This is a genomic window from Mesorhizobium sp. AA23 (assembly GCF_001672435.1).
Taxonomy (GTDB): domain Bacteria; phylum Pseudomonadota; class Alphaproteobacteria; order Rhizobiales; family Rhizobiaceae; genus Mesorhizobium.
This window is the reverse complement of record NZ_LYTP01000028.1, coordinates 572,717-597,783: the sequence shown is the minus strand read 5'-3', so window position 1 is coordinate 597,783 and position 25,067 is coordinate 572,717. Positions and strand designations below refer to the sequence as shown.

General features: G+C 64.5%; 33 protein-coding genes. 4 read left to right on the top strand and 29 right to left on the bottom strand.

Annotated elements, in window-relative coordinates; all coding sequences use genetic code 11:
- Nucleotides 1-169: 169 nt before the first annotated feature.
- A complete protein-coding gene (locus tag A9K66_RS22585) occupies nt 170-400 on the top strand; it encodes a hypothetical protein (RefSeq protein ID WP_067327992.1) in 231 nt (76 codons plus the stop codon).
- 97 nt (nt 401-497) lie between these two features.
- Here A9K66_RS22585 and A9K66_RS22580 read toward each other — a convergent pair whose 3' ends face one another.
- From A9K66_RS22580 to A9K66_RS31295, 4 genes are all read right to left on the bottom strand, one after another.
- Nucleotides 498-683, bottom strand: coding sequence for a hypothetical protein (locus tag A9K66_RS22580; RefSeq protein WP_245307648.1), 186 nt, complete (start codon nt 681-683; stop codon nt 498-500).
- Nucleotides 684-753: 70 nt separating this feature from the next.
- Nucleotides 754-1,209, bottom strand: a complete 456-nt coding sequence (locus A9K66_RS22575; protein ID WP_156751129.1) for a hypothetical protein — start codon at nt 1,207-1,209, stop codon at nt 754-756.
- Nucleotides 1,209-1,715: a hypothetical protein gene (locus tag A9K66_RS31300; protein WP_245307647.1), complete on the bottom strand. Its 507-nt coding sequence runs from the start codon at nt 1,713-1,715 to the stop codon at nt 1,209-1,211. Before A9K66_RS31300 ends, A9K66_RS22575 begins: the two co-directional genes overlap by 1 nt.
- Nucleotides 1,696-2,097, bottom strand: a complete 402-nt coding sequence (locus A9K66_RS31295) for a hypothetical protein (RefSeq protein ID WP_245307646.1) — start codon at nt 2,095-2,097, stop codon at nt 1,696-1,698. Before A9K66_RS31295 ends, A9K66_RS31300 begins: the two co-directional genes overlap by 20 nt.
- 257 nt (nt 2,098-2,354) lie before the next feature.
- Here A9K66_RS31295 and A9K66_RS22565 point away from each other — a divergent pair, with 257 nt between their 5' ends.
- Complete coding sequence (locus A9K66_RS22565; RefSeq protein ID WP_067327989.1) at nt 2,355-2,540, top strand: DUF3606 domain-containing protein; 186 nt, start codon at nt 2,355-2,357, stop codon at nt 2,538-2,540.
- A 487-nt stretch (nt 2,541-3,027) separates the two neighbouring features.
- Here the strand turns inward: A9K66_RS22565 and A9K66_RS22560 are convergent, their stop codons facing one another.
- From A9K66_RS22560 to A9K66_RS22550, 3 genes are all read right to left on the bottom strand, one after another.
- Nucleotides 3,028-3,390, bottom strand: coding sequence for a hypothetical protein (locus A9K66_RS22560; protein ID WP_067327988.1), 363 nt, complete (start codon nt 3,388-3,390; stop codon nt 3,028-3,030).
- A gap of 156 nt (nt 3,391-3,546) precedes the next feature.
- A complete protein-coding gene (locus A9K66_RS22555) occupies nt 3,547-3,840 on the bottom strand; it encodes a hypothetical protein (protein ID WP_067327987.1) in 294 nt (97 codons plus the stop codon).
- A 106-nt stretch (nt 3,841-3,946) separates the two neighbouring features.
- Nucleotides 3,947-4,798: a glycoside hydrolase family 108 protein gene (locus A9K66_RS22550; protein WP_067327986.1), complete on the bottom strand. Its 852-nt coding sequence runs from the start codon at nt 4,796-4,798 to the stop codon at nt 3,947-3,949.
- Here A9K66_RS22550 and A9K66_RS22545 point away from each other — a divergent pair.
- Nucleotides 4,797-5,114 (top strand): DUF4335 domain-containing protein, encoded by a 318-nt coding sequence (locus A9K66_RS22545; protein ID WP_245307645.1) that lies wholly within the window; start codon nt 4,797-4,799, stop codon nt 5,112-5,114. The two genes, A9K66_RS22550 and A9K66_RS22545, sit on opposite strands and share 2 nt — an antisense overlap.
- On the opposite strand, the gene A9K66_RS22540 is transcribed toward A9K66_RS22545, so the two are convergent.
- The 8 genes from A9K66_RS22540 to A9K66_RS22505 all read right to left on the bottom strand — a co-directional run bounded on the left by A9K66_RS22540 (nt 5,111) and on the right by A9K66_RS22505 (nt 11,802).
- On the bottom strand, nt 5,111-6,127 hold the full coding sequence (locus tag A9K66_RS22540; RefSeq protein ID WP_067327985.1) for a contractile injection system protein, VgrG/Pvc8 family: 1,017 nt from the start codon (nt 6,125-6,127) through the stop codon (nt 5,111-5,113). The two genes, A9K66_RS22545 and A9K66_RS22540, sit on opposite strands and share 4 nt — an antisense overlap.
- Nucleotides 6,128-6,203: 76 nt before the next feature.
- The gene (locus A9K66_RS22535; RefSeq protein ID WP_067327984.1) at nt 6,204-6,434 is read right to left on the bottom strand and encodes a tail protein X; all 231 of its coding nucleotides are present in this window, start codon (nt 6,432-6,434) and stop codon (nt 6,204-6,206) included.
- Between the two features lie 28 nt (nt 6,435-6,462).
- The gene (locus A9K66_RS22530; RefSeq protein ID WP_067327983.1) at nt 6,463-6,852 is read right to left on the bottom strand and encodes a response regulator; all 390 of its coding nucleotides are present in this window, start codon (nt 6,850-6,852) and stop codon (nt 6,463-6,465) included.
- A 79-nt stretch (nt 6,853-6,931) separates the two neighbouring features.
- On the bottom strand, nt 6,932-7,351 hold the full coding sequence (locus A9K66_RS22525) for a phage tail protein (RefSeq protein WP_067327982.1): 420 nt from the start codon (nt 7,349-7,351) through the stop codon (nt 6,932-6,934).
- Nucleotides 7,351-9,303 carry a phage tail tape measure protein gene (locus A9K66_RS22520; RefSeq protein WP_067327981.1) on the bottom strand — a complete coding sequence of 651 codons (1,953 nt, stop codon included), beginning with the start codon at nt 9,301-9,303 and terminating at the stop codon, nt 7,351-7,353. The genes A9K66_RS22525 and A9K66_RS22520 overlap by 1 nt, the downstream gene beginning before the upstream one ends.
- Nucleotides 9,303-9,683, bottom strand: coding sequence for a phage tail assembly protein (locus A9K66_RS22515; protein WP_067327980.1), 381 nt, complete (start codon nt 9,681-9,683; stop codon nt 9,303-9,305). The genes A9K66_RS22520 and A9K66_RS22515 overlap by 1 nt, the downstream gene beginning before the upstream one ends.
- Complete coding sequence (locus tag A9K66_RS22510) at nt 9,683-10,216, bottom strand: phage major tail tube protein (RefSeq protein WP_067327979.1); 534 nt, start codon at nt 10,214-10,216, stop codon at nt 9,683-9,685. Before A9K66_RS22510 ends, A9K66_RS22515 begins: the two co-directional genes overlap by 1 nt.
- Before the next feature lie 53 nt (nt 10,217-10,269).
- Nucleotides 10,270-11,802, bottom strand: a complete 1,533-nt coding sequence (locus tag A9K66_RS22505; protein ID WP_067327978.1) for a hypothetical protein — start codon at nt 11,800-11,802, stop codon at nt 10,270-10,272.
- Between the two features lie 108 nt (nt 11,803-11,910).
- Between A9K66_RS22505 and A9K66_RS22500 the strand changes: the two genes are divergently transcribed.
- Nucleotides 11,911-12,129, top strand: coding sequence for a hypothetical protein (locus A9K66_RS22500; protein WP_067327977.1), 219 nt, complete (start codon nt 11,911-11,913; stop codon nt 12,127-12,129).
- Between the two features lies 1 nt (nt 12,130).
- Here the strand turns inward: A9K66_RS22500 and A9K66_RS22495 are convergent, their stop codons facing one another.
- The 14 genes from A9K66_RS22495 to A9K66_RS22430 all read right to left on the bottom strand — a co-directional run bounded on the left by A9K66_RS22495 (nt 12,131) and on the right by A9K66_RS22430 (nt 25,060).
- Nucleotides 12,131-12,667, bottom strand: coding sequence for a DUF4376 domain-containing protein (locus A9K66_RS22495; protein ID WP_067327976.1), 537 nt, complete (start codon nt 12,665-12,667; stop codon nt 12,131-12,133).
- A complete protein-coding gene (locus tag A9K66_RS22490; RefSeq protein ID WP_067327975.1) occupies nt 12,667-13,800 on the bottom strand; it encodes a hypothetical protein in 1,134 nt (377 codons plus the stop codon). The genes A9K66_RS22495 and A9K66_RS22490 overlap by 1 nt, the downstream gene beginning before the upstream one ends.
- A 19-nt stretch (nt 13,801-13,819) precedes the next feature.
- Nucleotides 13,820-17,062, bottom strand: coding sequence for a DUF4815 domain-containing protein (locus tag A9K66_RS22485; RefSeq protein ID WP_067327974.1), 3,243 nt, complete (start codon nt 17,060-17,062; stop codon nt 13,820-13,822).
- A gap of 6 nt (nt 17,063-17,068) precedes the next feature.
- A complete protein-coding gene (locus A9K66_RS22480) occupies nt 17,069-18,196 on the bottom strand; it encodes a phage tail protein (RefSeq protein ID WP_067327973.1) in 1,128 nt (375 codons plus the stop codon).
- Nucleotides 18,193-19,056 carry a baseplate J/gp47 family protein gene (locus A9K66_RS22475; RefSeq protein WP_067327972.1) on the bottom strand — a complete coding sequence of 288 codons (864 nt, stop codon included), beginning with the start codon at nt 19,054-19,056 and terminating at the stop codon, nt 18,193-18,195. The genes A9K66_RS22480 and A9K66_RS22475 overlap by 4 nt, the downstream gene beginning before the upstream one ends.
- 3 nt (nt 19,057-19,059) lie before the next feature.
- The gene (locus tag A9K66_RS22470; RefSeq protein WP_095781607.1) at nt 19,060-19,452 is read right to left on the bottom strand and encodes a GPW/gp25 family protein; all 393 of its coding nucleotides are present in this window, start codon (nt 19,450-19,452) and stop codon (nt 19,060-19,062) included.
- A complete protein-coding gene (locus A9K66_RS22465; protein ID WP_067327970.1) occupies nt 19,449-19,631 on the bottom strand; it encodes a hypothetical protein in 183 nt (60 codons plus the stop codon). The genes A9K66_RS22470 and A9K66_RS22465 overlap by 4 nt, the downstream gene beginning before the upstream one ends.
- A gap of 9 nt (nt 19,632-19,640) precedes the next feature.
- Nucleotides 19,641-20,186 carry a phage baseplate assembly protein V gene (locus A9K66_RS30485; RefSeq protein WP_067327969.1) on the bottom strand — a complete coding sequence of 182 codons (546 nt, stop codon included), beginning with the start codon at nt 20,184-20,186 and terminating at the stop codon, nt 19,641-19,643.
- Nucleotides 20,186-20,995 (bottom strand): hypothetical protein, encoded by an 810-nt coding sequence (locus tag A9K66_RS30480; protein ID WP_067327968.1) that lies wholly within the window; start codon nt 20,993-20,995, stop codon nt 20,186-20,188. Before A9K66_RS30480 ends, A9K66_RS30485 begins: the two co-directional genes overlap by 1 nt.
- A gap of 97 nt (nt 20,996-21,092) precedes the next feature.
- Nucleotides 21,093-21,485: a hypothetical protein gene (locus A9K66_RS22450; protein ID WP_067327967.1), complete on the bottom strand. Its 393-nt coding sequence runs from the start codon at nt 21,483-21,485 to the stop codon at nt 21,093-21,095.
- Nucleotides 21,486-21,509: 24 nt separating this feature from the next.
- Nucleotides 21,510-21,746 carry a hypothetical protein gene (locus A9K66_RS22445; protein WP_095781612.1) on the bottom strand — a complete coding sequence of 79 codons (237 nt, stop codon included), beginning with the start codon at nt 21,744-21,746 and terminating at the stop codon, nt 21,510-21,512.
- 40 nt (nt 21,747-21,786) lie between these two features.
- On the bottom strand, nt 21,787-22,842 hold the full coding sequence (locus A9K66_RS22440; protein ID WP_067327965.1) for a major capsid protein: 1,056 nt from the start codon (nt 22,840-22,842) through the stop codon (nt 21,787-21,789).
- Between the two features lie 60 nt (nt 22,843-22,902).
- Entirely contained in the window at nt 22,903-23,679 is a 777-nt protein-coding gene (locus A9K66_RS22435) for a hypothetical protein (protein WP_156751127.1), read from the bottom strand.
- A 46-nt stretch (nt 23,680-23,725) separates the two neighbouring features.
- Complete coding sequence (locus A9K66_RS22430) at nt 23,726-25,060, bottom strand: S49 family peptidase (protein WP_067327963.1); 1,335 nt, start codon at nt 25,058-25,060, stop codon at nt 23,726-23,728.
- Nucleotides 25,061-25,067 lie beyond the last annotated feature (7 nt).

The following is a 25,067-nucleotide window of genomic DNA, read 5'->3' as shown; positions in this document are numbered from 1 at the left end:
CCCCCGCCCCGCTCGGCGGTCGTCTTCTTCTTCCAGAGTAGTACAACAAATGAGAGTGACCACGTCATAGTGCGGGTGTAAGGTACTGTCGTCGCCCGCACCTTTGACGGCAAACGGGCGCTTGGAAGTCAACTCAGGTGCTTTCGCCCAATTCCGCAGGGAGGAAGCCATGAGCAAGCGCTCAGCAAATTTCATTTCCGCTTTTGAATTTGACGTCATCCGAGAAGCCTTCCGGCGTTCGGTCGTAGAAAGTTGTCTTCCGCCCCAAGAATGGGAAAGGCATGCATCTGACCTCGTTCGCAGCTTCATTGGCGTCGAAGCTCCGGCCGAAGTCCTCGCCGCATTGCTCGATGTGACTGGAAAAGAAAAAAGCTCGCCGACCAGCGCCGACGGGCTTTGATCTAAGACGAGCGAGGGAGTAACCAAGCGGGGAGTGATTAGGTTCATGAAGTCGCCCCGCGTTTCCTGCCAGGGGTGCTGGGCATCTGTTTTGGGTCTCAACCCGCCAAGCCGCCCCCACGGTGCTGCATCGCTTCGCGCACAAGATGAAACACGCTATCGACCTCCTCGTATATCTCTTTTGGCGCGATGCCCTGACGCCCGGCAGAAGCCAGGAGTTCAATGACAAGATCGGCAATGGCCGCTGGATCGTCGGTGCTCACGTTTGGCAGATGTGCTGCCATCCATCGGTCCAGAAAAAAGCACGTGCGCTCATGCGAGCTAAAGGTCGGGCGCCGCATTTGCGTTCCCGTCTTAGCCACTCCTGGGTTTTGAAGGGAAATCGAGAGCGCTGGTTTGCCAGTAGAATTTCCATTCACCCGTTCGGAGCTTCGAATAGATTTTGCAGACGCGTCCCTTCCAATGAAAATCGGCGCCGGTTGCTTTGTTTCGCCAAAGGGTGTCGATATCGACGACCGCAAAGGCTGCATCTCCGGTGGGGGCAACTTCGATCTTGGCCGTGGTCCGGCGATTGTGGATGAGGTCATGGGCGGCAAACAGCTCGTTGTAGCCTTTCCGCCAGGCTTCCTCATCGAAGCGACCTAATACGAACAACCAGTCGATTGGATCATGCGCGTCTGCGTTCGGCGCAAATGGCCACGCCATGTCAGGATGGATCATGGCTAGGAACGGCTCGATGTCTTTCTCGTCCCAGCCTTTGGTTTCTGCATCCACCAGGCCTTGAATTATCTCAACAGCTTCAGCTGACATCACTCCTCCCAAAAGTCCTGCAGTGTCGCATGGCGTAGCGTGTGTTCGCCGCGCAGGAATTTCACCCGGCCAGTGATGCCCGGTTTGACCCACTCGACATCATCGGCGAAGGCGCTCGGCACCCTCTGCGCTGGCTTGGACGCCCTGCCCTCTTGGACACGCTGCCACAGCCGTTCCCTGAGGCCGCTGGGAAGCGTCACGGCAGCGGTTCCGGCATATCGGCCACCGCGCGCCACGATCGCCGCAACGGGCTTCCCAGGCTCTCGCTTGATGCCCAAAAGCTCGAAGTCGCCGACATCCCAACACTTGGTTTTGACCCAAGACTCCACCCTCCCGCTTTGGTAGAGACTCTCGCGTCGTTTCGAGACCATGCCCTCAAGGCCCATATTCTCGACCGCTCCGAAGAAGGCGGCGCCGCCGCCCCCAACATGGTCGCTGTATTGAATTATCTGCTTGGCGGGCTTCACCAGATTCCAGAGCTTGGCCTTACGCTCGATCAGCGGCACGGAACGAAGATCCTCGGCCGTCGAGATGCAGGATGTCGAAGGCGACAAATGCAAGCAGCTCGGCGTTCCAAGTCATGCGCGAGTGCATGGCCTGGAAGTTCGGGGTGCCGTCCGGCTCCGGCGCGATCATCTCCCCGTCAAGAATGAAGGATTCGGCCGGCAGCTTTTCAGCCGCGGCAACAACAGGCCAATAGCGCGCTGACCAGTCATGCCCGTTCCGCGAAAGGGCGCGCGCGCCGGCCCAGTCTAGGATCAGCTGGGTGCGAAAGCCGTCGTATTTGATCTCGTGCAGCCAATCGTCGCTGACCGGCGGCGTCTCGACCTGGACGGGCTCGAGCGGCTTGATGAAGGACAGCCGGGTTCTCCCGGCAGGCTTAAGCATGCGAATCCCAACGCAAAACTCTAATTTGACTCAATATGGAACAGCCGCAAACGTTCCGTTAGCGCACTCTAAAATAACGGCCCGCCCCTGATGCCATGGAGCGGGCCAGCGGAGAAGGGGAGGCTCCGCCCGGCGGCTGTGCACGATCGGGAGGGAATTGCGCCGCCGCGCTCCAAACTTGGTCGAATGCGAGGTGTTCCACGATGCCGGAACATTTTCATTGTGATCCGGTTTGTCTCGGGCAGGAGGAATGCCCAATGGCAGATGACAAAAGCAAGCCAGGCGCCGGCGATCGCGACCGGGTGTCAGCGGATGAAGAGTACGAGGTTGAATACTTCGCCAAGCGACACCGCATTTCGCCGGGAGCAGTCAGGGAATTGATCCGCCAGCACAGCAACAACCGCAAAGCCCTGGAGCGAGAGGCCAGAAGGCTACGGCCGTGACAAGGATTTCAGATCTGGGCCCGCCGATTGTCGGAAATCGGGTCGGGGGCGAGCTGGCGGGCGAAATCGATCATTTCCATCTGTGCCCTCTGTGCGGCCAAGCCATTGACCTTCGCGACTTGCGCCAAGTCATTTGGCATCAAAGACCCGCACACGAGCCGCTTGAACTTGACGCATAAGGTCCGAACCGTGCCTTCTCGCAGGCCGGTGCTATCCGCCGCGCGCCGGCTGACAGTCTACAAGCCAACAAAAAGCCCGTCGCATCTCATGAGGGTAAGCGACGGGCCTTTTTAGGTTGCCACTGAGACGGCTACATTCCTGAGGAACCTACCGCTCCCTTGATAATTAATAAGCCGTGCAATTGTTCCACAATGGCACAAGTATTTCTCTTAGCGCGCCAAAGCTTTCTGTGCCATGTCAACGTCGCGTTGCAGCGGCCTCGCCCGGCGAGTTCTCTGTTATAATATTCCTGTAGGTGACCTTTGCGTCAGTCTGCCGACGAGCGCAGCCGGCCGATCTTATCGCCTTCGATAAAACGGTCCATCCGCTCATGCAGCGTCGAGACGCTTCCTTTCAGGTCGCGCACGCCCGTCATCACCTCGTCGCGGAATTCGCGCAGGCCGGCCTTGGTGATGTAGGTCTCGGCAACGTGAAGCTTGTGCGCGGCGAGCTGCTCGGCAAGCAGCGACACCGAGCCGATCGCCATGTCTGCCCTGGCATGTGCGTCGCGCGCATCCTTTTTGACGTCGTCCCGAGCCGATTTGATAGCCGCCTCAATGCGCCACCATAGGCCAGCGACCGCGCTGACGACGGCGATCAAGAAGGCAAGGTTCGCATTGAAGTCACTCATTCGCCCCTCCCCAGTTCAGCTCGACGCTCGGCGCTGGCCTTGGTGTGGCGGTCGCATTCCGCCGGCGTGTAAAGGCCGATCGCGCAGCCTGGCGCCATCGTCTTGTCGATCTTGTCCTGATCGGCCAGCGTCTTGCCCCGCGCGCCCGCGAGGCTGTTACCGATGGCCGACCGCAGCGCCGGCGCACCGTTGATGCCGGAAGTCGTACACGCCGCCAGCGTCGATGCAGTCGTCAAAAGACATGCGAGCATCAATGCCCTTTGCAATCGCATCCTGATTTTCCTTTTCGATCCTGACGCGGACCTCGTCGGCGCCGCGGTGCTTGATGACTTCGTAAGCGGTGAAAGCGGCGCCCGAGACGATCGCCGCAATGGCGGCCCAGGCGATAGCTCCGGCCACAAGGCGCGAGACGCCGAGCCGGCCGACAAGCAGGCTGACGAGGACGCTCACTGCAGCCACCAGATGAGGAAGCCGGCGATGAGAGCCAGGCTTACGGCAGCGACTGTGCGCAAGGCGCGAGCGAGGATCACGGCAAAGAGGGAAGCGAGGTTTTCCATTACGTCGCGTCCGCTCCAAGAGCCGCGGCGAGGCGCTTCGCCTTGCGGTTGGCATACCAGCGCCAGGCGAGACCGCCGATCGCGAGCAGCGCGCTTGCGACTGCCAAGATGACGACGGCCTTGCCGATCCATTCGCTGGTGTAGGAGAACGGCGAAAGCTGGTTCTGCAGATCGTACAGATAGCCGGAAATGCCGAGTCCGCCGGCACCGGCACCGGTTGCCGCATCGGCCGGTGCGGTCGATGGGGCGATCTTGGCGTCCTCGATAAAGGCTTTGGCCTGGCCGCCTTCGACGAACCTCGCCATCTCCGGCGTGAGGCCGGTCGCCCAAGCTTGGCCGATCGAGCGAACCTCCGCGACGCGACAAGACCAGCCGCGACCGAACACCGGCCACGTCTTCAGGTGCTGAAGAAAGATCAGGCGCTGATCGCAGATCCGGTCGATCAGGGCATCGTGGTCGTTGCAGGCCTGGACGGCCGCGATGGTGCCCATCCCCATCACGCCGTCGAGCCGGCCCTTGTAAAGAGGCCCGAGCGCGCGCTGCAGCCAGATGATCGACTGCTTCGGACCGGAGTTCACCGCGCCGTCGAAGACGACATAGTCCACCCCGGCCGGCAGTCGATCGCCCTTCACCGCGTCCCAGTATTGGCGATCGTAGATCTCGAAGAATTCCTGGCTGGTGATGCTCTTCACCGACCGAGGCGCCAGCCCCTTGCTGCTGCGGTAGGCGTCAAAGATCCTTTGGGTCACACCCTTCATCGTGGCGCCACCCGGGTCGGCTGGGTGATTGCTGTAGCCGCCCTCATGCGCGAGCACGCGGGCGAGCGATTCCTGCTCGCGAGATCCGGTCATGATTTTTCCTTTCGCTTGGGAACCTTCCTGCCGGCCGGGGATTGAGCCCGGCGGCAAGGGGATTTCAGGATTGGATTGTTTCAGGAAGCTTGAGGCGCTGATCGACGCCGGCGGCGCCAACGCGGTGGGAGAGGCGCGTGCGCTTCTCGCTCAACTCAAAGATAAGTCGCAGGGCCTGGCCGAGGCGGTCGACGAGTTCCTGCTCGATATGATGACCCTGGATTTCGTGCTCGAAGCCGAGCGCGAGGCATTTCAAGACTCAGCACGACGGTTGGTGCGTAGGCGGCTGACGATGGTGAAGTTGCTCTCGGCCTAACGGCTGTCCGTTCCGGCCGAACCTTGCGGGTTGCCTAACGAGATCTGCGTGGTGTAGCCGCTGCCGCGGTCGAGCGTGTCGGTGATCGAGGCGATCGTGTAGCTGCCGTCGACGCCGGCGCGCAGCTGGATGATGGCGGTGCCTTCCGGCTCGGCGGTCGGCTCGCCCTCGATCGTGATCGTGCCGGAGCCCTTCTGCCGGGCGGCGTCGATACGATCGGAATCGGCGCGGGTCCGCGCCGCGGTGGCGTCCGGCTCCATGAAGCGCAGCACGTCTTCAGGCTCGACATCGTCGCCGGTCTCGACCTCTTCGATCACCTGCCTTGCTCTATGCAAGTCGTACCAGCGGCCTTTCTTCTTCTTGAAGCGCGGCCGGTCGGTCGCCGGCGTCAGGCCGCTCGCCGAAATCACCATGCCGCGGGTGATGACGACGGTCGGCAGCGGCTGGCCTGTCGCCGAAACCCCCTGGTTACGAGGCACGAAGCCAGCCTGCGATCTCTTGATGGCAAACGTCGCGCCGTGCTCGCGCGCAAGCCGGTCAGCGAAGGCGAAGAAGCTCTCATTGTCCTGCGCTTCATATTCCAGCTGCCGGCCGGCAAGCGAGGAATGCACCTTGATCGACAGACCGGCGTCGCCGGCAGCATCCTGGAGCACCCGTCCGAGCGTTGTCCTTTCCCAATGGCGGTCGGTCGGCTGCTTGACCTTGCCTTTGAGGCTGGCCGAGCGCGCAGTGACCGTCAGCACGCTGCCGGAGCCGCGATCAAGAGACCAGTCGCAGGTGTCGACCTCGCCCTCAAAGCGGCGCATCGCGCCGCCTTCCCAGCCGAGCTCGATCGAGACAGGCGTGCCCGTCTTGGGAAACCGGACCGTCGCATCTTTATCGTCGAGCGTGAAGGTCGCCGAGTGCGTCGCCTCGGTGCTTGACTTGGTGATCGACAACGAGATCAGCCGCGGGACAAAACGCGAGGTGACGTCCTGCCCGCCGACGACGACGCGGAAATGACCTTGTCTCATTTTGCCTCACGCGCCGCAGGCGCTCCGGCGGGGCGCGGCATAGGCCGCGACGCCCGGTCGGGCTTTTTGCCCGCTGTCATTCGAAGAGATCGATCACTGGCCTGGAAGCCGCGCCTTCGGCTGCCATTTCCGCCGGCGTCATCACGGTCACGATTCGACCCACGGGGAGATATGGACCGGACTGGGCGAGATCCTGGTTTAGGGCGAAGGTCTTCGCCACCGTGCCGGCGAAGACCATGCGATAGTGGCGTGCCAGCAACGTCGACAGAGTGGTGCCCTCCGTCTCGACGGTGACGGTCTCTGTCATACCATATCTCCCAAGTTTGGTAGTTGCTCTAGTTCTGGGCTACCGGCGGCTGCTCATTAAGCAACGTGGCCAGAGCGGTTATGACCTGCGGCATGAAAAAAGGCTTAGCAATCATAATGCTGTTGGGAACGCCTTCTGCAGGCCAGTGAATGGCGCTGTCACCGCTCACATAAATTACTGGCATGGTTGGACTGGCTTCGCGAACGAGTCGCGCCAAATCCCACCCCGATTTGCCCGGTCCCAGCCGAATATCGGTGATGAGCGCCTTGAACTTTTCGGGCTTGGCGTCGAAGGCGCTGAGAGCTTCTTCAGCATTCCTGCTGCTAAGCACGGTGAAGCCCGCTTCCTCCAATGCGGTTTCGATTTCCAAGAGGATGAGAGGTTCGTCCTCAACGACCAGAATCGTGCCGCCGCCCATAAGGTCCCTCCCCGCATTTGGTCTACTACGCTCTCGACAGCGGTTCGGTTCCAAGGAAAGTAATCGTTTTCGCGCACCTTTAGCCGAGCAGCGAAAACAGCGATGCGAAGAAATCGCTCGCCGCCGGCGCCGCCGATTTCTGCATCTTGACCGTGATATCGACGATCTGGCCGACCCCGTCGCGATCGAGGAATGCGTGCTCGTCGCTGATCGACTGGACGACATAGAAGCCGAACACGCTGCCGTCGCCACGTGTGACCAGCTGCGGCGTGCCGACGAGCTGCGCATTGCGCAGGATGTTCAAGGTACCAAGGCCGCCGAGCTTCGAGGGGATCAGGCGGCCGGAAACGGTGAGCGTCTCGGACCCCACGCCGACATCTTCGAGAGGCGGCATCGCGCCGACCACCGGCTTCTCGGCATAGGCGTGCGTCGTCTCACGCGCATGCGTGTCGATGTTGAAGGCGAGATCGCATTCGACCAGCCCGATCTTCATCAGCATCAGCGCGGTCCTCCAAAATCGATCGCTTGGCCGCGTGTATCGGCCTGCACCTGTTGGCCGGTCGTCCTGCCGCCGAGCGAGCCGACCGGACGCGTCAGGTCCGCCTTGGCGGACGAAAGGAAGCTGCTGACGCCGGCGATGAAGGCGGCGGCCGCGTTCTTGCCGAACGACGATCCCGCGCCCGCGAGGCCAGAGGTAAAGGTCTGCGCAGCGTTTTGGCCCGCCTGCGTGCCGCCCGCGGCGATCTTGCTGCCGGCGTCGGCGCCGCCGGATTGCAGCCGACGCTCGAATTCGTCGGCATCGAAGCCGGCGACGTTCGGGCCGATGCCCGGGAGACCCGGTGCCGGCGGCACATAGGCCTGGCCACCCCTGGCAGCCGCATGACGCCCTTCGGCGTACACCTGGTACTGTCGCTCGGCAGGGGTCATCTCTGCCCAGTTCCTCGGACGTGGCGTGGGGATCGGCGTGCTCGAGGCCGGCATGCCGGCGTTCGGCTCACGCGTCAGTCGGTCTTCGAGGATCTTCGTCTGCAGCGCATCGAAGACGCCCTTGATCTCGCCGCGGCCGAGCTGCGCCAGGGCATCGCGGAATGCCTTCTCGGCGGAGGCGCCTGTGAAGCGATCGAGGAACCCCAGATCGGGATGCTGCCTGGTGTAGCGATCCTTGAATTCGGCCGCATAGGCCAGGGGGTCGCGACCGCTGGCGCGCAAGGCCTCGTAGCCCTTGTCGACGGCCATCATGTCGGACAGCCGGTCGTTCACCTTCTCGAGTGCCGGATTGAGCGCCCTGCCGGACAGGTCGCCGAGCGCCCTCCCCGTTTCCTGAATGTTGTTGATCAGCTGCTGCCAGTTGCCTTCGGAATCGCCGGTGATCTGAGCGAAATCCTTCGCGACGGTGCCGGACGCACTGACAAGCGCATCCAGATGCTTCTTCAGCTCCGGCATCTGCGTCAGCAAAGCGCGCATGCCCTGCTGCATCTGGATGTCGGTGAAGATCAGCGGCAGCTTCGAGAGGTCGCCCTTGAGCGCTTCCTGCGTCTGCTCGACCAGCGTCTGGATGACGTCGCCGCCCTCCTTTCTGGTGCGGTCGAGTTCCTTGCGGATGTCGATGTTATACTTCTTGAAGTTCTTGGCGACCTCGTTGCCATAGGCCTTCTGCAGGATGTTGGAGAAGTTGGTTGCGGCCTCGGCCGAAGATCCGGTCTGGTTGCGCACGATCTCCAGCATGGCGGCCAGGCGCTTCAGGCCCTCGGTGCCCTTGTAGCCGAGCGCCGCGAAGGCAGGCGCGATCGCCGGCAGCTCCGCCGCCATGTCCTTCAACTCGAATTTGCCGGCCTTGCCCTCGAAAGCGAGGATGTCGAAGGCTTCCTGCATCTTGTCGGCGGTAATGCCGAGCGAATTGGCGAGCGCGTCGGCGGTGAGCGCAATGTCCGACATCGCGGCGCCGGAAGCCTGCGCGGTGCGGGCGACGGACGGCAGGAACGCCAGCGCCTCATCGAGCGACCTGCCGGAGGCGATCAGCGTTTCGAGGCCCTGCACGACATTGTCGAACGGCAGCTTGGACTTGTCGGCAAGCTCCTGCAGCACGGCGATGGTCGGACTGATCGCGGTCGCCGGCTTGTCGGCGTTGATGACAATGCGGCCGATCGTGCGCTCGAGCTGCGCGTAGTCGCGCGCCGTGCGGATCGCGACATAGCCGGCGGCGGCCGTGGCAATGCCGGCGGCGCGCCCGAACCGCGCCAGGCTGGTAATGCGGCTCTGGCGCTCGGCATCCTGCGCGGCCAGAAGCCGTTCCTCCGCGACCTGCGTGCGCGTCAAGCGCGTATTGTTGCGCGCCAGGTAAACATCGCGCTCGGCCCGCTGCAGCGCCGTCAGGCTGGCGCGAGCCTTGGCGGCCGGACCCGACACGCGATCGAGCAGGCTGACGATCAGCTCCGCCGACATCCTGGACATCAGGCATCATCCTTCGGCGCTGCGAGGACGAATTCCGGGACCATTTGGTGGAAAATCTCCATCAAAGCCTCGGCGTCACTCCAGACGAGCTTTTTCAACACGCCGGACGGCCACTCGCAGAGCCGCGCCATCAATTCGCGGTTGCTGATCTCGGCATTGGACCAGTCGTCGACGTCTTCCAGCAGAGGCGGCCGCATCCGGATGCGGGAGACACGTTCTCCATCGACGGTGATCGGATGCCGCAATGGCAGGAAGCGGCAAACGGCGTCGTCGAATTCAACCTTCGCCTCAACGTCCACCTCCTGCACCGCCGAGGCCGGTGCGGGCGCCGCTTCGTCGGCGCCCGTCATGAAGTCCTCGATCGCGTTTCTGTCGACCATCACTCGATCCCGAGCAGCACGCGGGCCTTGGCCAGCTCATCGACGCCGAACTGCCGGCGCCGGGTGGTGAAATAGTCCCAGTAGAACCATTCCTCGTTGTCGACCGACAGTTCGTAGTGCGTCACCTCGCCGATCTGATGATCGTGGCCGAAGGCCGAGGCGCGGTCGAAGGCGTCGGGCGCGATGCGGCTGACGATGCCGCGGATGACGGTCTTCGCCTGGAAGGCGTCGCCGGTCTGCTTGTTCTTCAGCACGCCATAGCCGGTAAAGTTCAGCGGCTGGTTGGTGCCGACGCCCATGGCGCGATAGCTCGACCTGGCGAAGCCGGCGAGCTTGAAGGTCGGCTGCAGCGCCTTGATGGCGTTCATGCCGAACTCGACCTCGCCGGGCGCGCCGCCGCCGAGATGGGCAACGGTCACCTGCTCCAGCGTCGGGAGCCCGAGCGACTGGAGCTTGATGTGGTTCGAATCTTCCGGGTCCTGGTCGCCGACGAAGAGGTTGACCTGTTCGAGCAGCAGCAGTTTCTCGGCCATGGCTGGCGTTCCCTTTCAGGCAGGAGTTGAGGTGTGGGCCGGCGCCGACGTGATCAGGAGATCAGGTTCTGGCGAGCAATCAGCTCGTCGATCGTCGCCTGGAGCGCAGGCGCGTAGGGACGGCTGGTCATGGTCAGGCGGCGGAACACCGGCGCTTCCTCGAATTGCGCGTCGATATAGATATGGCCGGCGCGCAGATCCTGCGCGTTGTTCAGCTGCGGGTCGAAGCGGCATTTGAAGCCGAGTATGTCGCCGTTGGCTTCCGCCTTGGCGAGGATGTCGTGGACGGTGTTGAGGACGGACTGGATGGTCTGGGTGGTCAGGTTGAACTTGCCCAGGAACTGGCGCAGCGTACGCAGGCAGGTGAGCTCGATGAAGTCGCGGCCGCGCACCTTGTGATATTGCTGCCAGATCGTCTGGTCCGACAGGTTGTCGGTGCCGATATAGACGAAGCCGCCATCGGCGATGGCGAAATCGTCGCCGCTGTCGCCGCGCACGATGATCCCGCCTTGGGCGGCCAGGATTTCCTGCCCCTCGGTCGAGCCGTCGGTGAGCGAGAAGCGATAGTTCTGCTCCGGCCCCACAATGCCGTAGAGCGCCTGGTTGGCCCAGGAGCGGAACGGCCGGCCGTCATTCTCATAGTCGCGGCGCACGGCAAGGCCGGCGATACGAGGCGCGGCGGGGCGGGTGACGACATCGCCGGACGCGTCGAGGCGCTTGATGCCGGGCGTCACCGGGATCAGCCGGTCGGAGGACAGGGTCTCGCGCCACTGGGTGAAGTTCGTCAGGCCGTTGGGGCCGTCGACGATCGCCACGGCGAGGATCTTGTTCAGCACCTCCGGCAGCGCCGCGCAGACGGCGTTGGCGAGTTCCTCGACCGTCGCGGTCGCGGTCGGCAGTACCTTGCCGGCATCGACCCCGCCGCCGCTGAAGGTGACGGTGAGCGCGCCGGACAGATAGTTTCCGGGCGTGTCGATGACCAGCGAGGCGACCTTCTGCGCGTCGGGGCCGGTGCCCATCACGGCATGCGCGGTCGGCAGCACCTTGTTCGGATCGGCACCGCCACCGGTCAACGCGACGGCCGGCGCCACCGTCATGTTGGTCCCTTGAGTGGTAAGCGTCAGGCCGGTCATGGCACCGAATTGCTGGGTCGTGTAGCCGGGCACCAGGATCAGGCGCGGATAGACGCCGAGATCGGCGCCGGCATTGACGAAGGCATTGATGCCGGTGCCGGCGACCGACGAGCCGATGATATTGGCCATCGTCTCGCCGATGTCCTCGCCTTCCGCGACGCGGTTGACGACGAGCTGCGCGGCGATCTGGTAGGGGCCGAGCTGTGCATTGATGCCCTCGACGGCGTCGACGAACAGCGAATCGGGATCGCAGAGCGCCAGCTTGGCCGTGTCATTGGAGTTCAGACGGACGGCGACACCGGCCGGGAACGCCGCGTCGAAGGCGGCTTGCGTCGCCGTCGCGGCCTTGCCGAAGGGCATGCAGATGCCGACGACGCTCATCAGCGCATTGGACGGCACGGCCGCCTCGTTGGCGTCGCGCCGGATTGTGATCCCGAAGACCGGGTCGGTCATGACAGTCTCTCCTGTGGAGCTGAAAGACAACCCGGCTGATCGGGTTGAGCGATGTACTTTAGAGACAAGTAATATTGGTCGAACTGGACACCGCCGGACTGTCGAGCTATGGAACTGGCGCTCAACAGCCTCAGAAGAGAGCCGGCAGTGACTGGAGACAGGCCAAAAAAAGCGGAACGCCTAATCATCGAAGCGCAGGAACGCTTTGAGCAGGACGACTTCAAAGAGGTCGCGCCGAACGCTATCGCGCAAGCGCTATTCGAAATCCGCCTGTCGCTATGGCTTTGTTTCGCCGTGCTTTGTCTACTGCTCTGGCGCCTCTGGTAGGTTAGCGAGGCCATCCGGTTTCGATGTCGACTGCCTCGAGCGCCGCGAAATCAGACGCGTCGCCAATTTCCGCTGACAATGCCCTCGCCCGACTGAAACACGCTTGCACATGCCTCCCGACCGCGATGGCGATTGCGGTCATCGTTACAGCATCGAGCGTGACCCATATGCCCGGCTGCGCCTCCCAATCAATCGCCTGAAGCTCGGGGTCGTTCTTGAAAAGGGCTACGGCGCCGGTGATCTTAGCCTGACTGTTTGCATCAGTGCGAACTGGCGCCCCGTTCACGAGAATCCCACCAGTCTCGACCTTCCACCGCTGATCGGAAAGGGCGCTGAGCTTGGCGACACGGGTTTCCTCTAGCGTTGGAACAGTCCGCGAGTAGGCCGTTGCCGTCCCAGCTGCTTCGGCGAACATAGCCCGGCCCAGTTCCTCCGGATCATCAGGAGACGCCGTGAATGGTATCCAGCCAAATGCAGGATGCTCAATCTCGAGATCAACTGCGCCGAACTGATTATAAATGGGGTTGCGGTAGTCCATTACGAGATCCTTAAGAAGAGCGTTTGCCGGCGGCGGTTGGACCCGGCACTATTGTTCACGCGCCCCATAGCCCTCCACGTTCCTGAAAGAGCGGCGCCGCCCTTGACGCCAGTCATTGAGCCGGACCCGAACACGGTATCGTCCGTGGCGTCTGTGCTACTGTTCTCGCTAACGCCGGAGGGCTGTATCGCAGACCCGGCGTATGTTGATCCGTCCACGATGCCGGTGCCGTTTAGACTGTAGCCAAAGACATAGGTTCCAACGGCGCCGTAGGTTAAACCTGCGTTGCCAGCGCCATAGTCGACGGTGCCGGGAAGGCCGTTCAGCTTGGCCAACAGCGCCGTCGTGAAGCTCGCGGTAGTTCCGGCAAGCACGGCCGAATAGGCTTGAACGTGCGTGCCAATTACCAAGCCGAGGAGCGTCCGCATGGCCGAGTAGTCGGCCGCGGTAATCAACGAGCGAGCGTTGGCGGACGCATCGGTGATGTCTGCAGCGGTCACCGCAAGCAGCGCCTTCATTGCCGCGTTGCTTGCCGCCTGCACCAAGGAACGGCCGCTAGCGCTCATGTCGATGATGTCGGCGACCTGAAGCGTCACTGCCCCGCTCTTGCCGGCTACGCTCGAAACCTGGTCGGTATTGTCGATCTTGTCCCAAGATGTGCCGTTCGAAACGATCCAGTCCCCGACCTTCCAGTCGGTGATGCCGCTGACGTTTGTCGCGCCGGGCGTGTCGACTTTGTAGTACTGGCCCTTGTTGGCGCTTGAAGCCGCCGGAATCGTCGGGGAGTTCGTAATGGCGTTCCAAGTGCCTTGGTAGGACATGGCACCAAAGAGCGCCGCCGGCAGTTGCGCAGCCGGCACCTTGCCCGTCGCGTCGAGGCTGGCATAGCCGTTCGCGTTGCCCTTTTCCGAGCCGTCCTGCTTGCTGTCGAGCGCGGCCTGCAGTCCGGTCGTGTCGGCGATGACGTGGCTGTGGACCAGCAGAGCGCGTTGCGCCACCGAGACGAGCAGGCCGGCAATGTCGAGGTCGATCGCTGAGAGCGCCGCGATCAGCCGCAGAACGTCGTCTTCGAGATTGTTGCTGCCGTCCGGAAGCTGATAGCCGCGGTTCGGCGTGCTGTTTTCAACAGGCATTGGCGGTCCTAAGCGAGGGTTACGGGGTCGAGATCGCCCGGAAGTCGTAGGCCATCGGCCGCGCCGCCGGGGTGCCGGTGAGCGTGATGCGGATGCGCCCAACGGGATTGGCATTGAAGCCGACGACACTGTATTTGCGCTCGACCCAGCCGGCGTCCTGCAGCGGCGTCTGCGTCACCTGCGGAACCGCTGTCCAGACATCGTTGGCGGCGTCAGCATGCAGCGCGATCGTCGCGCCGGTCGGGATCTTGGTCTTCAGGTAGGACAGGATGTCGACGCCGGTCCCCATGTCGAAGGCGCGGGTCACATAGGTGCCCGTCGTCTGCAGTTCGCCCTCGATCGCCAGGATCACCGGGAACACCACCGGCGAGACCTTGGCCGAGCCGGTGAGCACGGCGCGGACCTGGACATTGCCGGTGTAGAAGGCCTGCAGTTCCCAGGCCTGGTCCGGGTTGAGCAGGGTGACCGAACCGTCGTCGAGCTCGACCTCGAAATGCATCGCGGCCGCGGCGGTCGGCAGCTCGACCTCGGCGCGGATCAGGAGATCGCTCATGTTGGCGACCGCGAAGGTGCCGACATTGATAGTCTTGGCCACCGGCGCGAACTTGGCCGCGACCAGCTGGAAGCAGATGTCCTCGTCCTGGTGCGGCGTCCAGGTGACGGCGTTCGACGACGACAGCATCACGCCGACCGAATAGGGCTGCGCGGCGACCGGCTGCTGCAGGTCGGCATCGAAGTCGCCGAGCTTGGCCGTCTTGATCGAATGGTCGCCGTCATTGGTCTTGACGACGAAGGCGTATTCGATGCCGCCGGCGAGCCAGATCGGATAGGGGAAGCGGATCTCGGTCCACTGGCCGATCACCGCTGCGTTCATGTCGTAGAACGCCTGGGCGATGACGTTGACGGTCGGAATGCCGTTGGCGACCTCGACCAGCTCGAGCACGATCGGATTGTCGGGATCGCCGACCAGGCAGACCTTCAGGTTGACGCCGGCAATGTGCCGCCCCTCGGTCAGCGTGAAGGTCTGCGCCAGCGGGTCGGACCGGCTGCCGCCATTGCCGCCGCCACCGCCGCCGACACCTCCGGTCTCGCGCGGCGCTGTCACTGAGGTCTGCTGCACGGTCGTGGTGATGACGCGACGCAGCGTCTCGATGTCGATCGTGCCCTGCCCGACGAAGATGGCGGCAGCCTTCGAGCCGCCGGCGCCCTCGGCGACGAGGCCCTTCGCGCCGGCCGGCACATTGGCCGGGACGGTGAAGCTGTTGACGATCTGGCCGGCGCCGTCGGCGGAAAGGCCGCCCGGATTGACGTCGATGCCGTCGAATTCGAGCTTAGTCAGGTTCTCGCCGGCGCCGAAGCCATGAATAGTGAACTGCAGCGAGATCTGCCTGAGATAGGAAAGCCGCTCCTCGCGCGTCGAGCTCTCGATCGTCTCCTTCTGCGTCGTCGTGGTCGTCGTCGTGGTGCGGCCGGTGGTCGACCTCGACGTGGTGATGACAACCGGCGACGACAGAGCCGCCGCGCTGTCGGAGGCCCATTCGGTGGCGCTCTCCGTCCAGTAGTCGACCGGCGGATTGATCGTCATCGACGCCGGCAGCGGCGTGAAATTCTGATAGGGATTGATCTTGGTGCAGCGAGTGGCCAGCGCCTGCTCGACCGCCACTTCTTCCGTCCAGTTCAGCAGCGTCACGCCCGCCAGGTTGATCGAATGGAAGCTGGGGTCGATCGCCAGCCGCAGCAGGCCGCCGAACACAGCCGCGGTCTGCGCCTCGCCCTCGTCACGGTAGCGGTCGGAGGTGAAGGGATCGACGAAGACGCCGTTCTTCGAGATCGGCTCGCGGCTGTCGATGTCGCGCTGCAGGCGCTCGAGCGCGATCAGGTCCAGAGCGTCGACCAGGCTGTTATACATCCGGTCGATCTTCGCCATGGTGTAGGCGCGGACGCCGATATTGGTGACGTTCGGCGTGCCGGTCCAGATGTTCTCGACCAGCGCGAGCGGCAGCACGTCGGCCGGCACCGTCGGCGGCAGCGCGTTGGTGCGGCTCGAAACGCCCTTCAGGTAGACCGAGTTGCCGTCGCTATCCAAGCCGAGCACGTCGACGCGCGGCAGCTTGAAGTCATAGTCGACCTGTATCTGGCCGCCGTTCACGCCGCCGGCGACGGTGATCGAGGTCGCGGTGATGTCGGTCGGCGAGACGATGCCGAGATAGCGATATCTGACGGTGTAGCTCGACCCGGTCGCCGGCTCGGCGCCGCCAGCCGCCCACGACACCAGGTCGCCGGCCTTGGTGTAATCGGCCGGGCTAACATAAGTCGTTGCGCCCTGCTTAACCTCGAGGATGGCGGTGACGCCGGTGTTGGTGAGCGCGTCCGAGCCGTTCGGCGTGCCGCCACGAACAACCGTATCAGTTACTTCCTTCTCGACCAGAACTTCGCGGATGGTGGCAATTGGGCCGTGATTGAGGGTGAGGATAGTCGGGTTCGTGCCGAAGGTGTGCACCTCGGTTGGGATGCGGAAGAGATCGAAGCTTTCCGTCTCGCGGTGGCGCAGCGCCGCATAGCGCGTGCGCTTCTGGCCCTTGATGTTGGCGACACCCTCGGCGATCGAGAAGACTTGGTCGGCGCCATCCTTGCCCAGCGCCGAGACGGAGCAGCCGGAGACGATATAGTTGCCGTTCGCGTCGAAGTCGTAGATCGCGAGCTGCGCGTTGATGCCGGTCAGGTTCGGCGGCGGCGTCTGGTCGATCGCCACACCGTCCTTCAACAGGTAGACCGAATAGAGATCGCCCTCGCCGCCGTCGCCGGAGAAGCCCCAGGCGAGCGCGAACACGACGCGCGCGGCGCCCGCTTCCCCCTCGGACAGGGAGCCCGGCATCAGGCCCAGCAGAGCGGGCTCCTCGAGCTCGGTGACATAAGTTTTGAGCAGGCGCACCCCAATGTGCACGGCACCTGTCATCGGCACGTCTGTCAGCACCGCCGCCGGCGCGTCGAGAACACGGCCTGCCACATAGAGCTTGCCGGCGATCAGCGTGACGGTTTCGGCCGCAACGTCGATGATGATGTCGGCGCCTTCGACGCGGTCGCCGTCGCGCGCGACCAGATTGCCGATCGAACGGATCTTCCGCTGAAGGATGGTCTGGGCCTCGACCATCTCGGCCGCCTGACCAATCTTGCCTTCACGGTTGAGCACGCTGTCCCACAGCGGGAACTGCGGGGAGCGGTCATAGGCGCCGGTCAGGTTCGACTCGTGCTCGTAAGCCATTTTGCCTCAGCTGATTTTCAAGAGCGCACGAAAGCGTTCGCGCGAGGTTTTGCCGAGAAGCGCCGGCGCGATATCGAAGCCGCCGACGATGGCGCCACCCGCGATTGCGGCGCCGGGCAGCCAGCGGATACCGGCGGGGTGTGCGCCGAGGGGCACGCCGCCGAGCGTGACGCTCCAGGATTGGATGGTCTCGCCCTCGCCTTCGCCGAAATCCATCATGGCTTCGACATAAAGGTTCGGACCGGCGCCGCTTGCCACGACCCAGCTTTGCCCGGCGGCCTGGTAGTAGCCTCCGAAGGAAGCGCTGACCGGCCGATAGACTCGCGCCCTGCGGAAACCGATCGGCGAGCCGTCCTCACGATAGACGCCGATCCAGCACGACTTGGCGAGCAGCGCGGTGGCGATGATCTGCGCCCTCGACAGAGCGGCGTCCGAGACCCATTTCAGGCCGGGCGTGTTCCAGGGGAACGGCCCCCAGCCGATCGACCCGCCCTCGACCGGCTCGATCCAGGCGCCAAGCGCGGTCAGCTCGGCTTCCGTCAGGTCGTGCTGGCCGGCATCGAAGGTGCGGCCGAAGGACCATTTGACGCCGCCGGCGTGGAGGAAGACGCCGGAGTTGTCGCCCCAGATGCCGTCGCCCCACCTGGTGTAGGCCCAGTCGTGCTCGCGCACATTGTAGCCGTTCCAGGCGCGGTAGAACTCGGAGCGGACCGGGTCCGACAGGCGCACCACGGCCTCGATCGTGCCGAGATCATCCTCGTCGTCGCGGAAACGGTCGAGCTCAAGTTCATAGAGGTGCCAGCGGGTGCGGCGCACCGGCGCCTCGTAGAACGTCGAGAAGGCGTAGCCGACCCATGTCAGGCTTTCGGCGACACCTTGCGGCGTGCCCTTCACCCGCTGCCACCGCAGGCCGTATTCGATGACCGAGGCGAGGTCGGGCAGGTATTGCGAGATCGCGCCAAGCCCGTATTCGACGACGAGCCAGGGCAGGATCGAGGGCTGCACCGGCGCGAATTTGAAGCCGCGCAGCTCGTCGAAACCGGGCTCAAGCTCCGGCAGCCGGTCGAGCGATTCCGCGAGCGCGCGCTCGAAGGCCGTCGCGTTCTGCGGCAGCAGGTTCTGCCGTTCGCTCACCGGTCGCGGCCCTTGAAGGTGAGCGTCACCGTGCCAAGCTTCACCGCGGCGCCGTCATCCACGGTCGTGTCGGTCACCGGAGCGGTCAGCGACACTTTCTGGACGCCCGGCACCTGGAGCTTGGAAACCAGCCAGGAGCGCGTCAGGTTGAAGCCGAGCCCGCCCTCGTCGGCCAACGACTGACGCAACAGCGCCTCGAGGCTTTCGAAGACGGTCATCGGCGTCGTCGGCAGAAGCCAGATATCGGCGGCGACGTTCACCGTCGCGTTTGTGGCGGACACAACGGTGATGCGGTCGGAAATCACCCGCACGCTGTTCTTCTGCGCCTCGGCGTCGACCGCGGCGAGCAGAGCGGCGTCCGGCTCGCCGAAATTGTCGGTCGCAAGCACGGCAATGCGAATGTCCGGGCCGGTACCGACGCGATAGACGGCGACATCCTTGACGCGGATGCTCGCCCGGAACGCCGCACTCTTGTACCAGTCCTCCGACCCGGCGGTCGAACGGCTGGAGATCGCGGCGAGGGTGCGGGCGCGAAGCCGGGCGTCGGTCTCGCCGTCCAGCCGCACCACGTCGTAGAAGGCGGCGAGATGGTCAAGGTCCCCGCCGGCGGCGAAGGCCAGAAGGTTGGCCTTGACGGCGTCGTTGATGGCCGCCCGGTAGAAGACTTCGCGAAAAGCGCCGACCTGCAGCTGGATGTTGCCCGGCTCGCCCTCGAGGTCGATGAAGCCGGAGACGTCGAGCCCGCTGGCGGTAGCCAGATCGACGAATACGGCCTTGATGGCGGCCAGCGCGGCAGCCTCGGACGTGACGCTGATCGCCTGCGGATCGGGCAAGCCCTCGAGCGTGGACAGATCGAGCATTACCTACCCCGTGACGATCAGTTGGCCGCCGGCCTGACCGAGGCGCAGCGAGACGGTGCCGGCCGGCGTGAAGTCGCCGAGATGGGCGCGCGGCCGGTAGATGCCTTCGATGACCCAGGCGGAAGCGCCGGCGCGGTCGAGTGTCAGCGGCGAGATGCGCGTCGGCGTGAGGCGCGGCTCGAAAAGCAGGATCACGGCCGCGACCGACCACTGGAAGCGGATGACGGTCTGGACGTTGGCGAGCTCGCCGAGCAGCGCCGGGACCGGACTGCCGACATATTCACGCAAGACGCGCTCGAAATAGCGTGTCGTCAGCAGGATCTCGATCGCCTGGATGACGTTGTCCCAGCCGCTCTGCCGCAGCCCGGTCGAGCGGTCCATGCCGAATTGCGTCACTTGCGCTTCCCGCGCCTGCCCTGCTTTGCCGGAGCGTCGGCCGATCCATCGGCCTTCGGCTGCGCCGGCTCGACGACATGGCCTCGCAGCCGCTCATAAGCCGCCTGCGACGGCGTCATTTCGACGGCGGTGCCGGCCACGCCAAGGTGCGGCGCGCGCTTGGTGACAACGAGTTTCATGGAAGCCTCCTAGTCGGCGGCGAATACTTTCGAGGAGCCCTCGACGATCGGCCAAAGGCCGGTCGAGGACCCCGAACTGACGTGAACCTTATCGCCTATGCGAGCGACCTTCCTGCCTTCCGCGCCGCCCAGGTCGACGCGCGGCGCCGACAGTTCGGCGCGGTCGCCGCCGCCATCGAACAACATCGCGGCGCCGCCGAATTTCGACAGGATCCGCGTGCCGGGATCGGAAGACGGCGCGGCGTTCTGGTCCGAAAAGGTCATCGGCAGCGCTACGGCCTGGCGCATGTCGCCATGCGGCGCGACCAGCATCATCTGCTGGCCTTGCGTCGGCGGCCGCCAGGATTTTTCGTTGCCGGCGATCTCGCCCCACGGCCGCAGCGGCGACAGGAATTCGCGGCCGTTCGCGTCGGACAGCAGGAGCTGCACGCGCTTGGCATCGTGGTCGACCTTCTTGACGGTGCCGAACCGCAGATTGCCGGCCACCATGCGCTTCAGCGCGGCGATATCGGCCTGCAGGCCGAGGATGACCCTCACCAGTTCCGTGTCATGCATCAGGCGGACCCGCCGAGATCGGGATCGGGCAGGATATCGTCCGTCAGTTCGGTCTGCTCGCCGTTGATGACGGTGCCGACCTGGTCGAACCCGACGACTTCGCCGGCATCGGGCGGCGCGACGCCCAGCATGGCCGGCACCGCGGCCGTCGTCATCAGGGTCGACTGGATCTTCTGCCAACTCATCAGGTCGACGCCCTTGGCGAGCTCGGCGCGCATGATGGTGACCGCCGCCTGATAATCCGCGACCGTCGCCAATTTGGCCAGCGCCGCGTCGATGATGGAAGGCAGTGCGGCGCCCGGAGCGGGATCGCAGACCGGCTCGATTTCGATTTCGACCATGCGGATGGCATGCTTGCGGCCGCCCTCCGGATCGACGCCGCGAGCGGCCTTCACCGGCCCGATCGCCGCGACCAGCGAGCGGAAGCATTCCGCGAAGGCGTTGGTCGGGTCGGACAGCACGCGCCGCCACTGCCGGTCGAGCATGTCGAGCGAGAATTCAAGACCGGCATCGGTCGGTGCGATCTCGATCTGGTTGACCGTCTGGCCGTCGGTCGTCTGATAGGTGACGCTCGAGGCAACGATGAGGTCGAGCGCGAAGGTCACGGTGCCGGAGGTGACGAAGAAGCCTTCGTTCTGGGCAGCATACTTGCTTTCGTCGATGCGCACCAGGATGACCGGCGCCTGCCGGTCGCTCATGATCGAAGACAACGCCTCGATCGAGGAATCGGTAACGCCGTCGGCGGCAATGGTGTTGCCGCGCAGCGCCTGGACGGCCAGCATGCGCAGCATTGCGTTGACCAGGCTCATCGGTTCTGTCCTTCGCGTGCCGCGGCTTCGCCGCCCGCTGCGGACGGCCGGCCAAACGTGCCCGACGGGCGGTCGCCCTTGCCGCCTTCGGCGGAGATCACGACGCCGCCTTCAGGTTCGATAGATAGAACACGAGGACCTCGGGCAGGTCATCGACGACGCGCTCGATCGAATAGATCGGCTCGGCCGGGCGGCTGGTGACCTCGCACTGATCGCCGGCCTTCGGCAGCCAGGGCATGTCGGCGCGCGGGATCGAAATGGTGCACAAGCGGCCGGCGTAGCGGGTCGGCGCCATGCCGCGATCGCGGCCGCCGAGGAATTCAAGGTCCGGGTCGATGTCGAACCGGCCTTTCAGGTCGACCATGGCCGGCCGGGAGGCATCGTCGGCGATCGACATCTCGCCCCGGACCTTGGCGCGGATGGTGATGAGATCGCCAAGGCGGGAGCGCGTCTCATGGACAAGGCGCGAGCGGGCTGCACGAATGTCCATGAGGGGCTCCGAAAAGGTGAGACCTCAGGCCTGGCCGAGGTCCATCTGGCTGGCCTCGTCCGCCTTCACGAGGTCAACCTTGCTGGCTGGGCGCGCGGCACCCTTAGCGACAAGATCGTCGAGCTGCTTCTTGTCGACGTCGATGATTGATCCAGGCGCCTTCACCTCGATTTCGGCGCGCTTGATTGTCTTGCCTTCCGGGCTCTTCTCGCCTGGCGACTTGCACAGGTGAACGGTGCTCAAAGCAACGGCTTTGACCATGATGCTTTTCTCCAATTGTGTTGAATTGCCGAGAAGGCAATCAGCCGAGGACGGTCGCCTTCAGCGTCGCGTTCGGATTGACGGGCACCATCAGCGGCGCCGACTGGGTGAGGATCTGCTCGATCGCCACATCGCCTTCGGGAATGTAGTTGCGCGGGAAGATCGCCAGCGCCTCGAACTGCGCATGCACGTCGACGATCGTGCCGAAGCAGCGATAGCCCTGCACGTTGGGACCGGTCAGCACGACATCCTTGGGCGACATGAACGGAGTGACCGAGCCGTTGACGGTGTAGTAGTCCTTATAGACCCAGACCTCGATGCCGCCACCGAGCGTGCCGCCATAGCGGACCTCGCCGGTGGTCATGAGGCCGGTCTTGATCGTCAGGTCGGCATTGCCGCGCCGGGTCAAGTCCATCTCGGCGAGGATCTCGCTGTCGCGTCGCATGACACCCCAGGCATCCGTGCCGACGGTGATGCGGTTCGGCGCGCCGCCGAATTCGGCCGAATGCATCGTGTCCGCCCAGCCCTGGATGTCGTCGAGGATGGACACCCCAGGATCGCCCCAGCGCGCGCCGGCGCCGAGCACCACGGTGTGTCCGGCGGCGCGACCGAAGTCGACCAGCCGCTGCGGCATGTCCTTGCCTTCGATGACGACCTTGCCGTCGATGATGGCCTTGGCGGCCATCCATTCCCAGAGCCTTTCGACCGCGACGCGATGGAACTGCAGGATGTCGGCTTTGACCGCATCGTAGCGCGCCGCGGGGCTCTGCGCATTGGGACCAAGCAAGGTGCCCGGGCGGCGGGTGAGAGCCCGCAGCGGCGACACAGGATCGCTGGCCTTGACATAACCCGGCTTGAAGCGCTCGACGCGCGCGCCTTCCTCGTAGATCGCCCGGCCTTGCGCCATCGGGGCGACAAAGGGCGCGAGCTTGCGACCCGAACGCGGAATTTTCTCCAGGTCGATATATTCGTCGGTCGATGACATCTGGTGGGGGAAGAGAAGATCGAGCCAGTAGCTCGGCACGATGTCGAGTTCGCGGAACACACCGAGCAGGGTGTGCGTATCCCAAAGTTCGTAGTTGTCGAAATCCGCCATGGTCGTGGCCCTTTGAAGGCGGCCGGGGCCGCGATTGCGTTGAGGGTTTGCGCCTTGCGCTCAGAGCCGCTTGCGGACGAGGATGTTTGTGGGCGCCGGCGCGACCCGGAAAGCGGCCTCGCGCTTGTCATCCGTGTTGAACGAGGCATCCCAATTGAGCGCATCCGGATTGAAATTGCCGGCCCGGTAGATCGCGACGCGCTGCGCGACATCGGTGTCGACCACCGGGGCAGTCGTGATGCCGAGCGGCGCCACACCGATCTGATCCGCCCCGCCGACGAGGGTGGTGTTCGAAAATGCGATGGCCGCGCCGGTCTCGGTGGTTGCGATCGCGTTGCCGGGCGCTCCCGCGGCCTTGGCGACGATACCGACGATGCCGGCGGCATCGGACTGAGCGCTGACATCGGGATGGGGCGTGGTGAGCGAGCCGTATGCGGTGCCGGCACCAGCTCCGCCATTGATCGCCGCGATCAAATTGCTGGCGGTCTCCGCCGCCGTCGCACCGATCTTGACCTGACCGGCGACAGTGGTCGGCGCAGCTTTCAAGGTGTAGACCGTCGCGCCGATGGTGATGGCGTCGTCAACTGCTCCGACACCGGAGAACACCAGCCGGCCGGTCGCCTTGTTGCCGGGCGCATGGAGAAAAGTCGCCATGGCCAGGGTGTCCGTGGCCGCGAGGCCGACAACCGAGAAAGCCGGCAGCGCTGCATTTGCTGCCACCCGAAAGTCCTCGGTGACAGGGTGCGGTATGGCCGAATTGAAGATTTCGGCGGAGGTGAACGTCTCGGATACGTCACGTGCCGCCATGCCCGGCTGCGCAAAGGGAATGCTGGTCATGATCGACCCTTTCAGGTGAGGAGTTGCGGTTGGATGGTGCGAGGCATCAGCCCTGCCTGGCCGGTGCCCCCGTCGAGGCGCGGTAATTGGCCAGGATCCGGTTGGCCGCTTCCTGCGATGCCGCCGCGGACTTTCCAGCGCCGGGCTGCGCGAGGCCGGCCGCGGCAAGGCGCGATTTCTCATAGACCTCGGCGTCCGCGTCGGCCGGCTTGACAGCCGCGACGTTGGCGACGACGAACGCGGCGACATCTTCACCCGTCATGGCAGGCGACTTGGTCGCCAGGTCGAGCGCCGCCGCCATGCGACCGCCGTCTCCCTTGACCCCCTCGGCGCCAAGGGCGGTCGTCAGGCGCTTGTTCTCGGCCGCCACGCCAGTGGCATGGCCTTTGGTCTCGGCAGCCGCGACCGCCGCGTCGTGGTCGGCTTTCGGAATGCCGGCAACTTCAATGGCGGCGGCCGCGCCGGTGGTCTCGCTCATGGATCTGCTCCCTTTCTGCGGGGTTGAGCGCCCGCCGTTCGGCGTGGAGGCGCGGGAAAGTTCGGCAAGTACGCTTTCGAACGAACCGACCCGGTCGGCGATGCCGGCGTCGACCGCAGCCTTGCCAATGAACGTGCGCGCTTCCGTCTTGCGCGCCGCTGCCGCCGTGAGCCTGGTGCCCCGGCCTTTGGCCACCGTGCCGAGGAAGGCGCCGTAGAAGGCGTCGACTTCGGCCTGCAGGTCGTCGCGGACCGAGTCGGAAAGCGGCTCGAAAGGGTTGGCGTCGACCTTGTGGACGCCGGCGTGGATGAGCGTCGGCGTGATGCCATCACGGTCCAGCTGCCGGCTGAAGTCGGCGTGCAGAAGAACGACGCCGATCGAGCCCGCTATGCCGGTTTCCGTGGTGACGATCTCGTTGGCGCCCGACGCGATTGCGTACATGGCCGAAGCCGCCATGCCGTTGACGACCGCGACGGTTCGCTTCCTTGCGGCAAGATCGCGCACGAGGGCTGCCGTTTCGAAGGCGCCCACGGCTTCGCCGCCTGGCGAATGCATGTCGAGGATGACGGACCTGACGGCAGGGTCGGCAGCTGCCGACTTCAGCTGGAAGCCGATCCCTTCATAGGAGGTCAAGCCGGAGCTGGCACCGACCCAGGCGCCGCGGTTCACCAGGGAGCCGGTGACCGTGATGATGCCGACCCCGTCGCGGGTGACGCGATACGGCACGGCGCGACGGGCGCCGTTCTCGTCCTCGACGACCGATCCCCCCTCGAATCGCGAACTCTCGGGCGCATTGACGCCGAGCCTGCCGGCAAGGACGGAAAGCACCACCTCGGCCTTGTCACGCGTGATCAGCAGCGGCCGGTTCAGCACCCGGTCGGCGATATGCATCAGCGATGTCATGGAGGCT

Excerpts from the sequence above, each read along its gene's own strand:
- A9K66_RS22585 (WP_067327992.1), top strand. The coding sequence starts at position 170 with ATGAGCAAGCGCTCAGCAAATTTCATTTCCGCTTTTGAATTTGACGTC.
- A9K66_RS22580 (WP_245307648.1), bottom strand. The coding sequence starts at position 683 with ATGGCAGCACATCTGCCAAACGTGAGCACCGACGATCCAGCGGCCATT.
- A9K66_RS22575 (WP_156751129.1), bottom strand. The coding sequence starts at position 1,209 with ATGTCAGCTGAAGCTGTTGAGATAATTCAAGGCCTGGTGGATGCAGAA.
- A9K66_RS31295 (WP_245307646.1), bottom strand. The coding sequence starts at position 2,097 with ATGCTTAAGCCTGCCGGGAGAACCCGGCTGTCCTTCATCAAGCCGCTC.
- A9K66_RS22565 (WP_067327989.1), top strand. The coding sequence starts at position 2,355 with ATGGCAGATGACAAAAGCAAGCCAGGCGCCGGCGATCGCGACCGGGTG.
- A9K66_RS22560 (WP_067327988.1), bottom strand. The coding sequence starts at position 3,390 with ATGAGTGACTTCAATGCGAACCTTGCCTTCTTGATCGCCGTCGTCAGC.
- A9K66_RS22545 (WP_245307645.1), top strand. The coding sequence starts at position 4,797 with ATGATTTTTCCTTTCGCTTGGGAACCTTCCTGCCGGCCGGGGATTGAG.
- A9K66_RS22550 (WP_067327986.1), bottom strand. The coding sequence starts at position 4,798 with ATGACCGGATCTCGCGAGCAGGAATCGCTCGCCCGCGTGCTCGCGCAT.
- A9K66_RS22540 (WP_067327985.1), bottom strand. The coding sequence starts at position 6,127 with ATGAGACAAGGTCATTTCCGCGTCGTCGTCGGCGGGCAGGACGTCACC.
- A9K66_RS22535 (WP_067327984.1), bottom strand. The coding sequence starts at position 6,434 with ATGACAGAGACCGTCACCGTCGAGACGGAGGGCACCACTCTGTCGACG.
- A9K66_RS22530 (WP_067327983.1), bottom strand. The coding sequence starts at position 6,852 with ATGGGCGGCGGCACGATTCTGGTCGTTGAGGACGAACCTCTCATCCTC.
- A9K66_RS22525 (WP_067327982.1), bottom strand. The coding sequence starts at position 7,351 with ATGCTGATGAAGATCGGGCTGGTCGAATGCGATCTCGCCTTCAACATC.
- A9K66_RS22520 (WP_067327981.1), bottom strand. The coding sequence starts at position 9,303 with ATGTCCAGGATGTCGGCGGAGCTGATCGTCAGCCTGCTCGATCGCGTG.
- A9K66_RS22515 (WP_067327980.1), bottom strand. The coding sequence starts at position 9,683 with ATGGTCGACAGAAACGCGATCGAGGACTTCATGACGGGCGCCGACGAA.
- A9K66_RS22510 (WP_067327979.1), bottom strand. The coding sequence starts at position 10,216 with ATGGCCGAGAAACTGCTGCTGCTCGAACAGGTCAACCTCTTCGTCGGC.
- A9K66_RS22505 (WP_067327978.1), bottom strand. The coding sequence starts at position 11,802 with ATGACCGACCCGGTCTTCGGGATCACAATCCGGCGCGACGCCAACGAG.
- A9K66_RS22500 (WP_067327977.1), top strand. The coding sequence starts at position 11,911 with ATGGAACTGGCGCTCAACAGCCTCAGAAGAGAGCCGGCAGTGACTGGA.
- A9K66_RS22495 (WP_067327976.1), bottom strand. The coding sequence starts at position 12,667 with ATGGACTACCGCAACCCCATTTATAATCAGTTCGGCGCAGTTGATCTC.
- A9K66_RS22490 (WP_067327975.1), bottom strand. The coding sequence starts at position 13,800 with ATGCCTGTTGAAAACAGCACGCCGAACCGCGGCTATCAGCTTCCGGAC.
- A9K66_RS22485 (WP_067327974.1), bottom strand. The coding sequence starts at position 17,062 with ATGGCTTACGAGCACGAGTCGAACCTGACCGGCGCCTATGACCGCTCC.
- A9K66_RS22475 (WP_067327972.1), bottom strand. The coding sequence starts at position 19,056 with ATGCTCGATCTGTCCACGCTCGAGGGCTTGCCCGATCCGCAGGCGATC.
- A9K66_RS22465 (WP_067327970.1), bottom strand. The coding sequence starts at position 19,631 with ATGAAACTCGTTGTCACCAAGCGCGCGCCGCACCTTGGCGTGGCCGGC.
- A9K66_RS30485 (WP_067327969.1), bottom strand. The coding sequence starts at position 20,186 with ATGCATGACACGGAACTGGTGAGGGTCATCCTCGGCCTGCAGGCCGAT.
- A9K66_RS30480 (WP_067327968.1), bottom strand. The coding sequence starts at position 20,995 with ATGAGCCTGGTCAACGCAATGCTGCGCATGCTGGCCGTCCAGGCGCTG.
- A9K66_RS22450 (WP_067327967.1), bottom strand. The coding sequence starts at position 21,485 with ATGGACATTCGTGCAGCCCGCTCGCGCCTTGTCCATGAGACGCGCTCC.
- A9K66_RS22445 (WP_095781612.1), bottom strand. The coding sequence starts at position 21,746 with ATGGTCAAAGCCGTTGCTTTGAGCACCGTTCACCTGTGCAAGTCGCCA.
- A9K66_RS22440 (WP_067327965.1), bottom strand. The coding sequence starts at position 22,842 with ATGGCGGATTTCGACAACTACGAACTTTGGGATACGCACACCCTGCTC.
- A9K66_RS22435 (WP_156751127.1), bottom strand. The coding sequence starts at position 23,679 with ATGACCAGCATTCCCTTTGCGCAGCCGGGCATGGCGGCACGTGACGTA.
- A9K66_RS22430 (WP_067327963.1), bottom strand. The coding sequence starts at position 25,060 with ATGACATCGCTGATGCATATCGCCGACCGGGTGCTGAACCGGCCGCTG.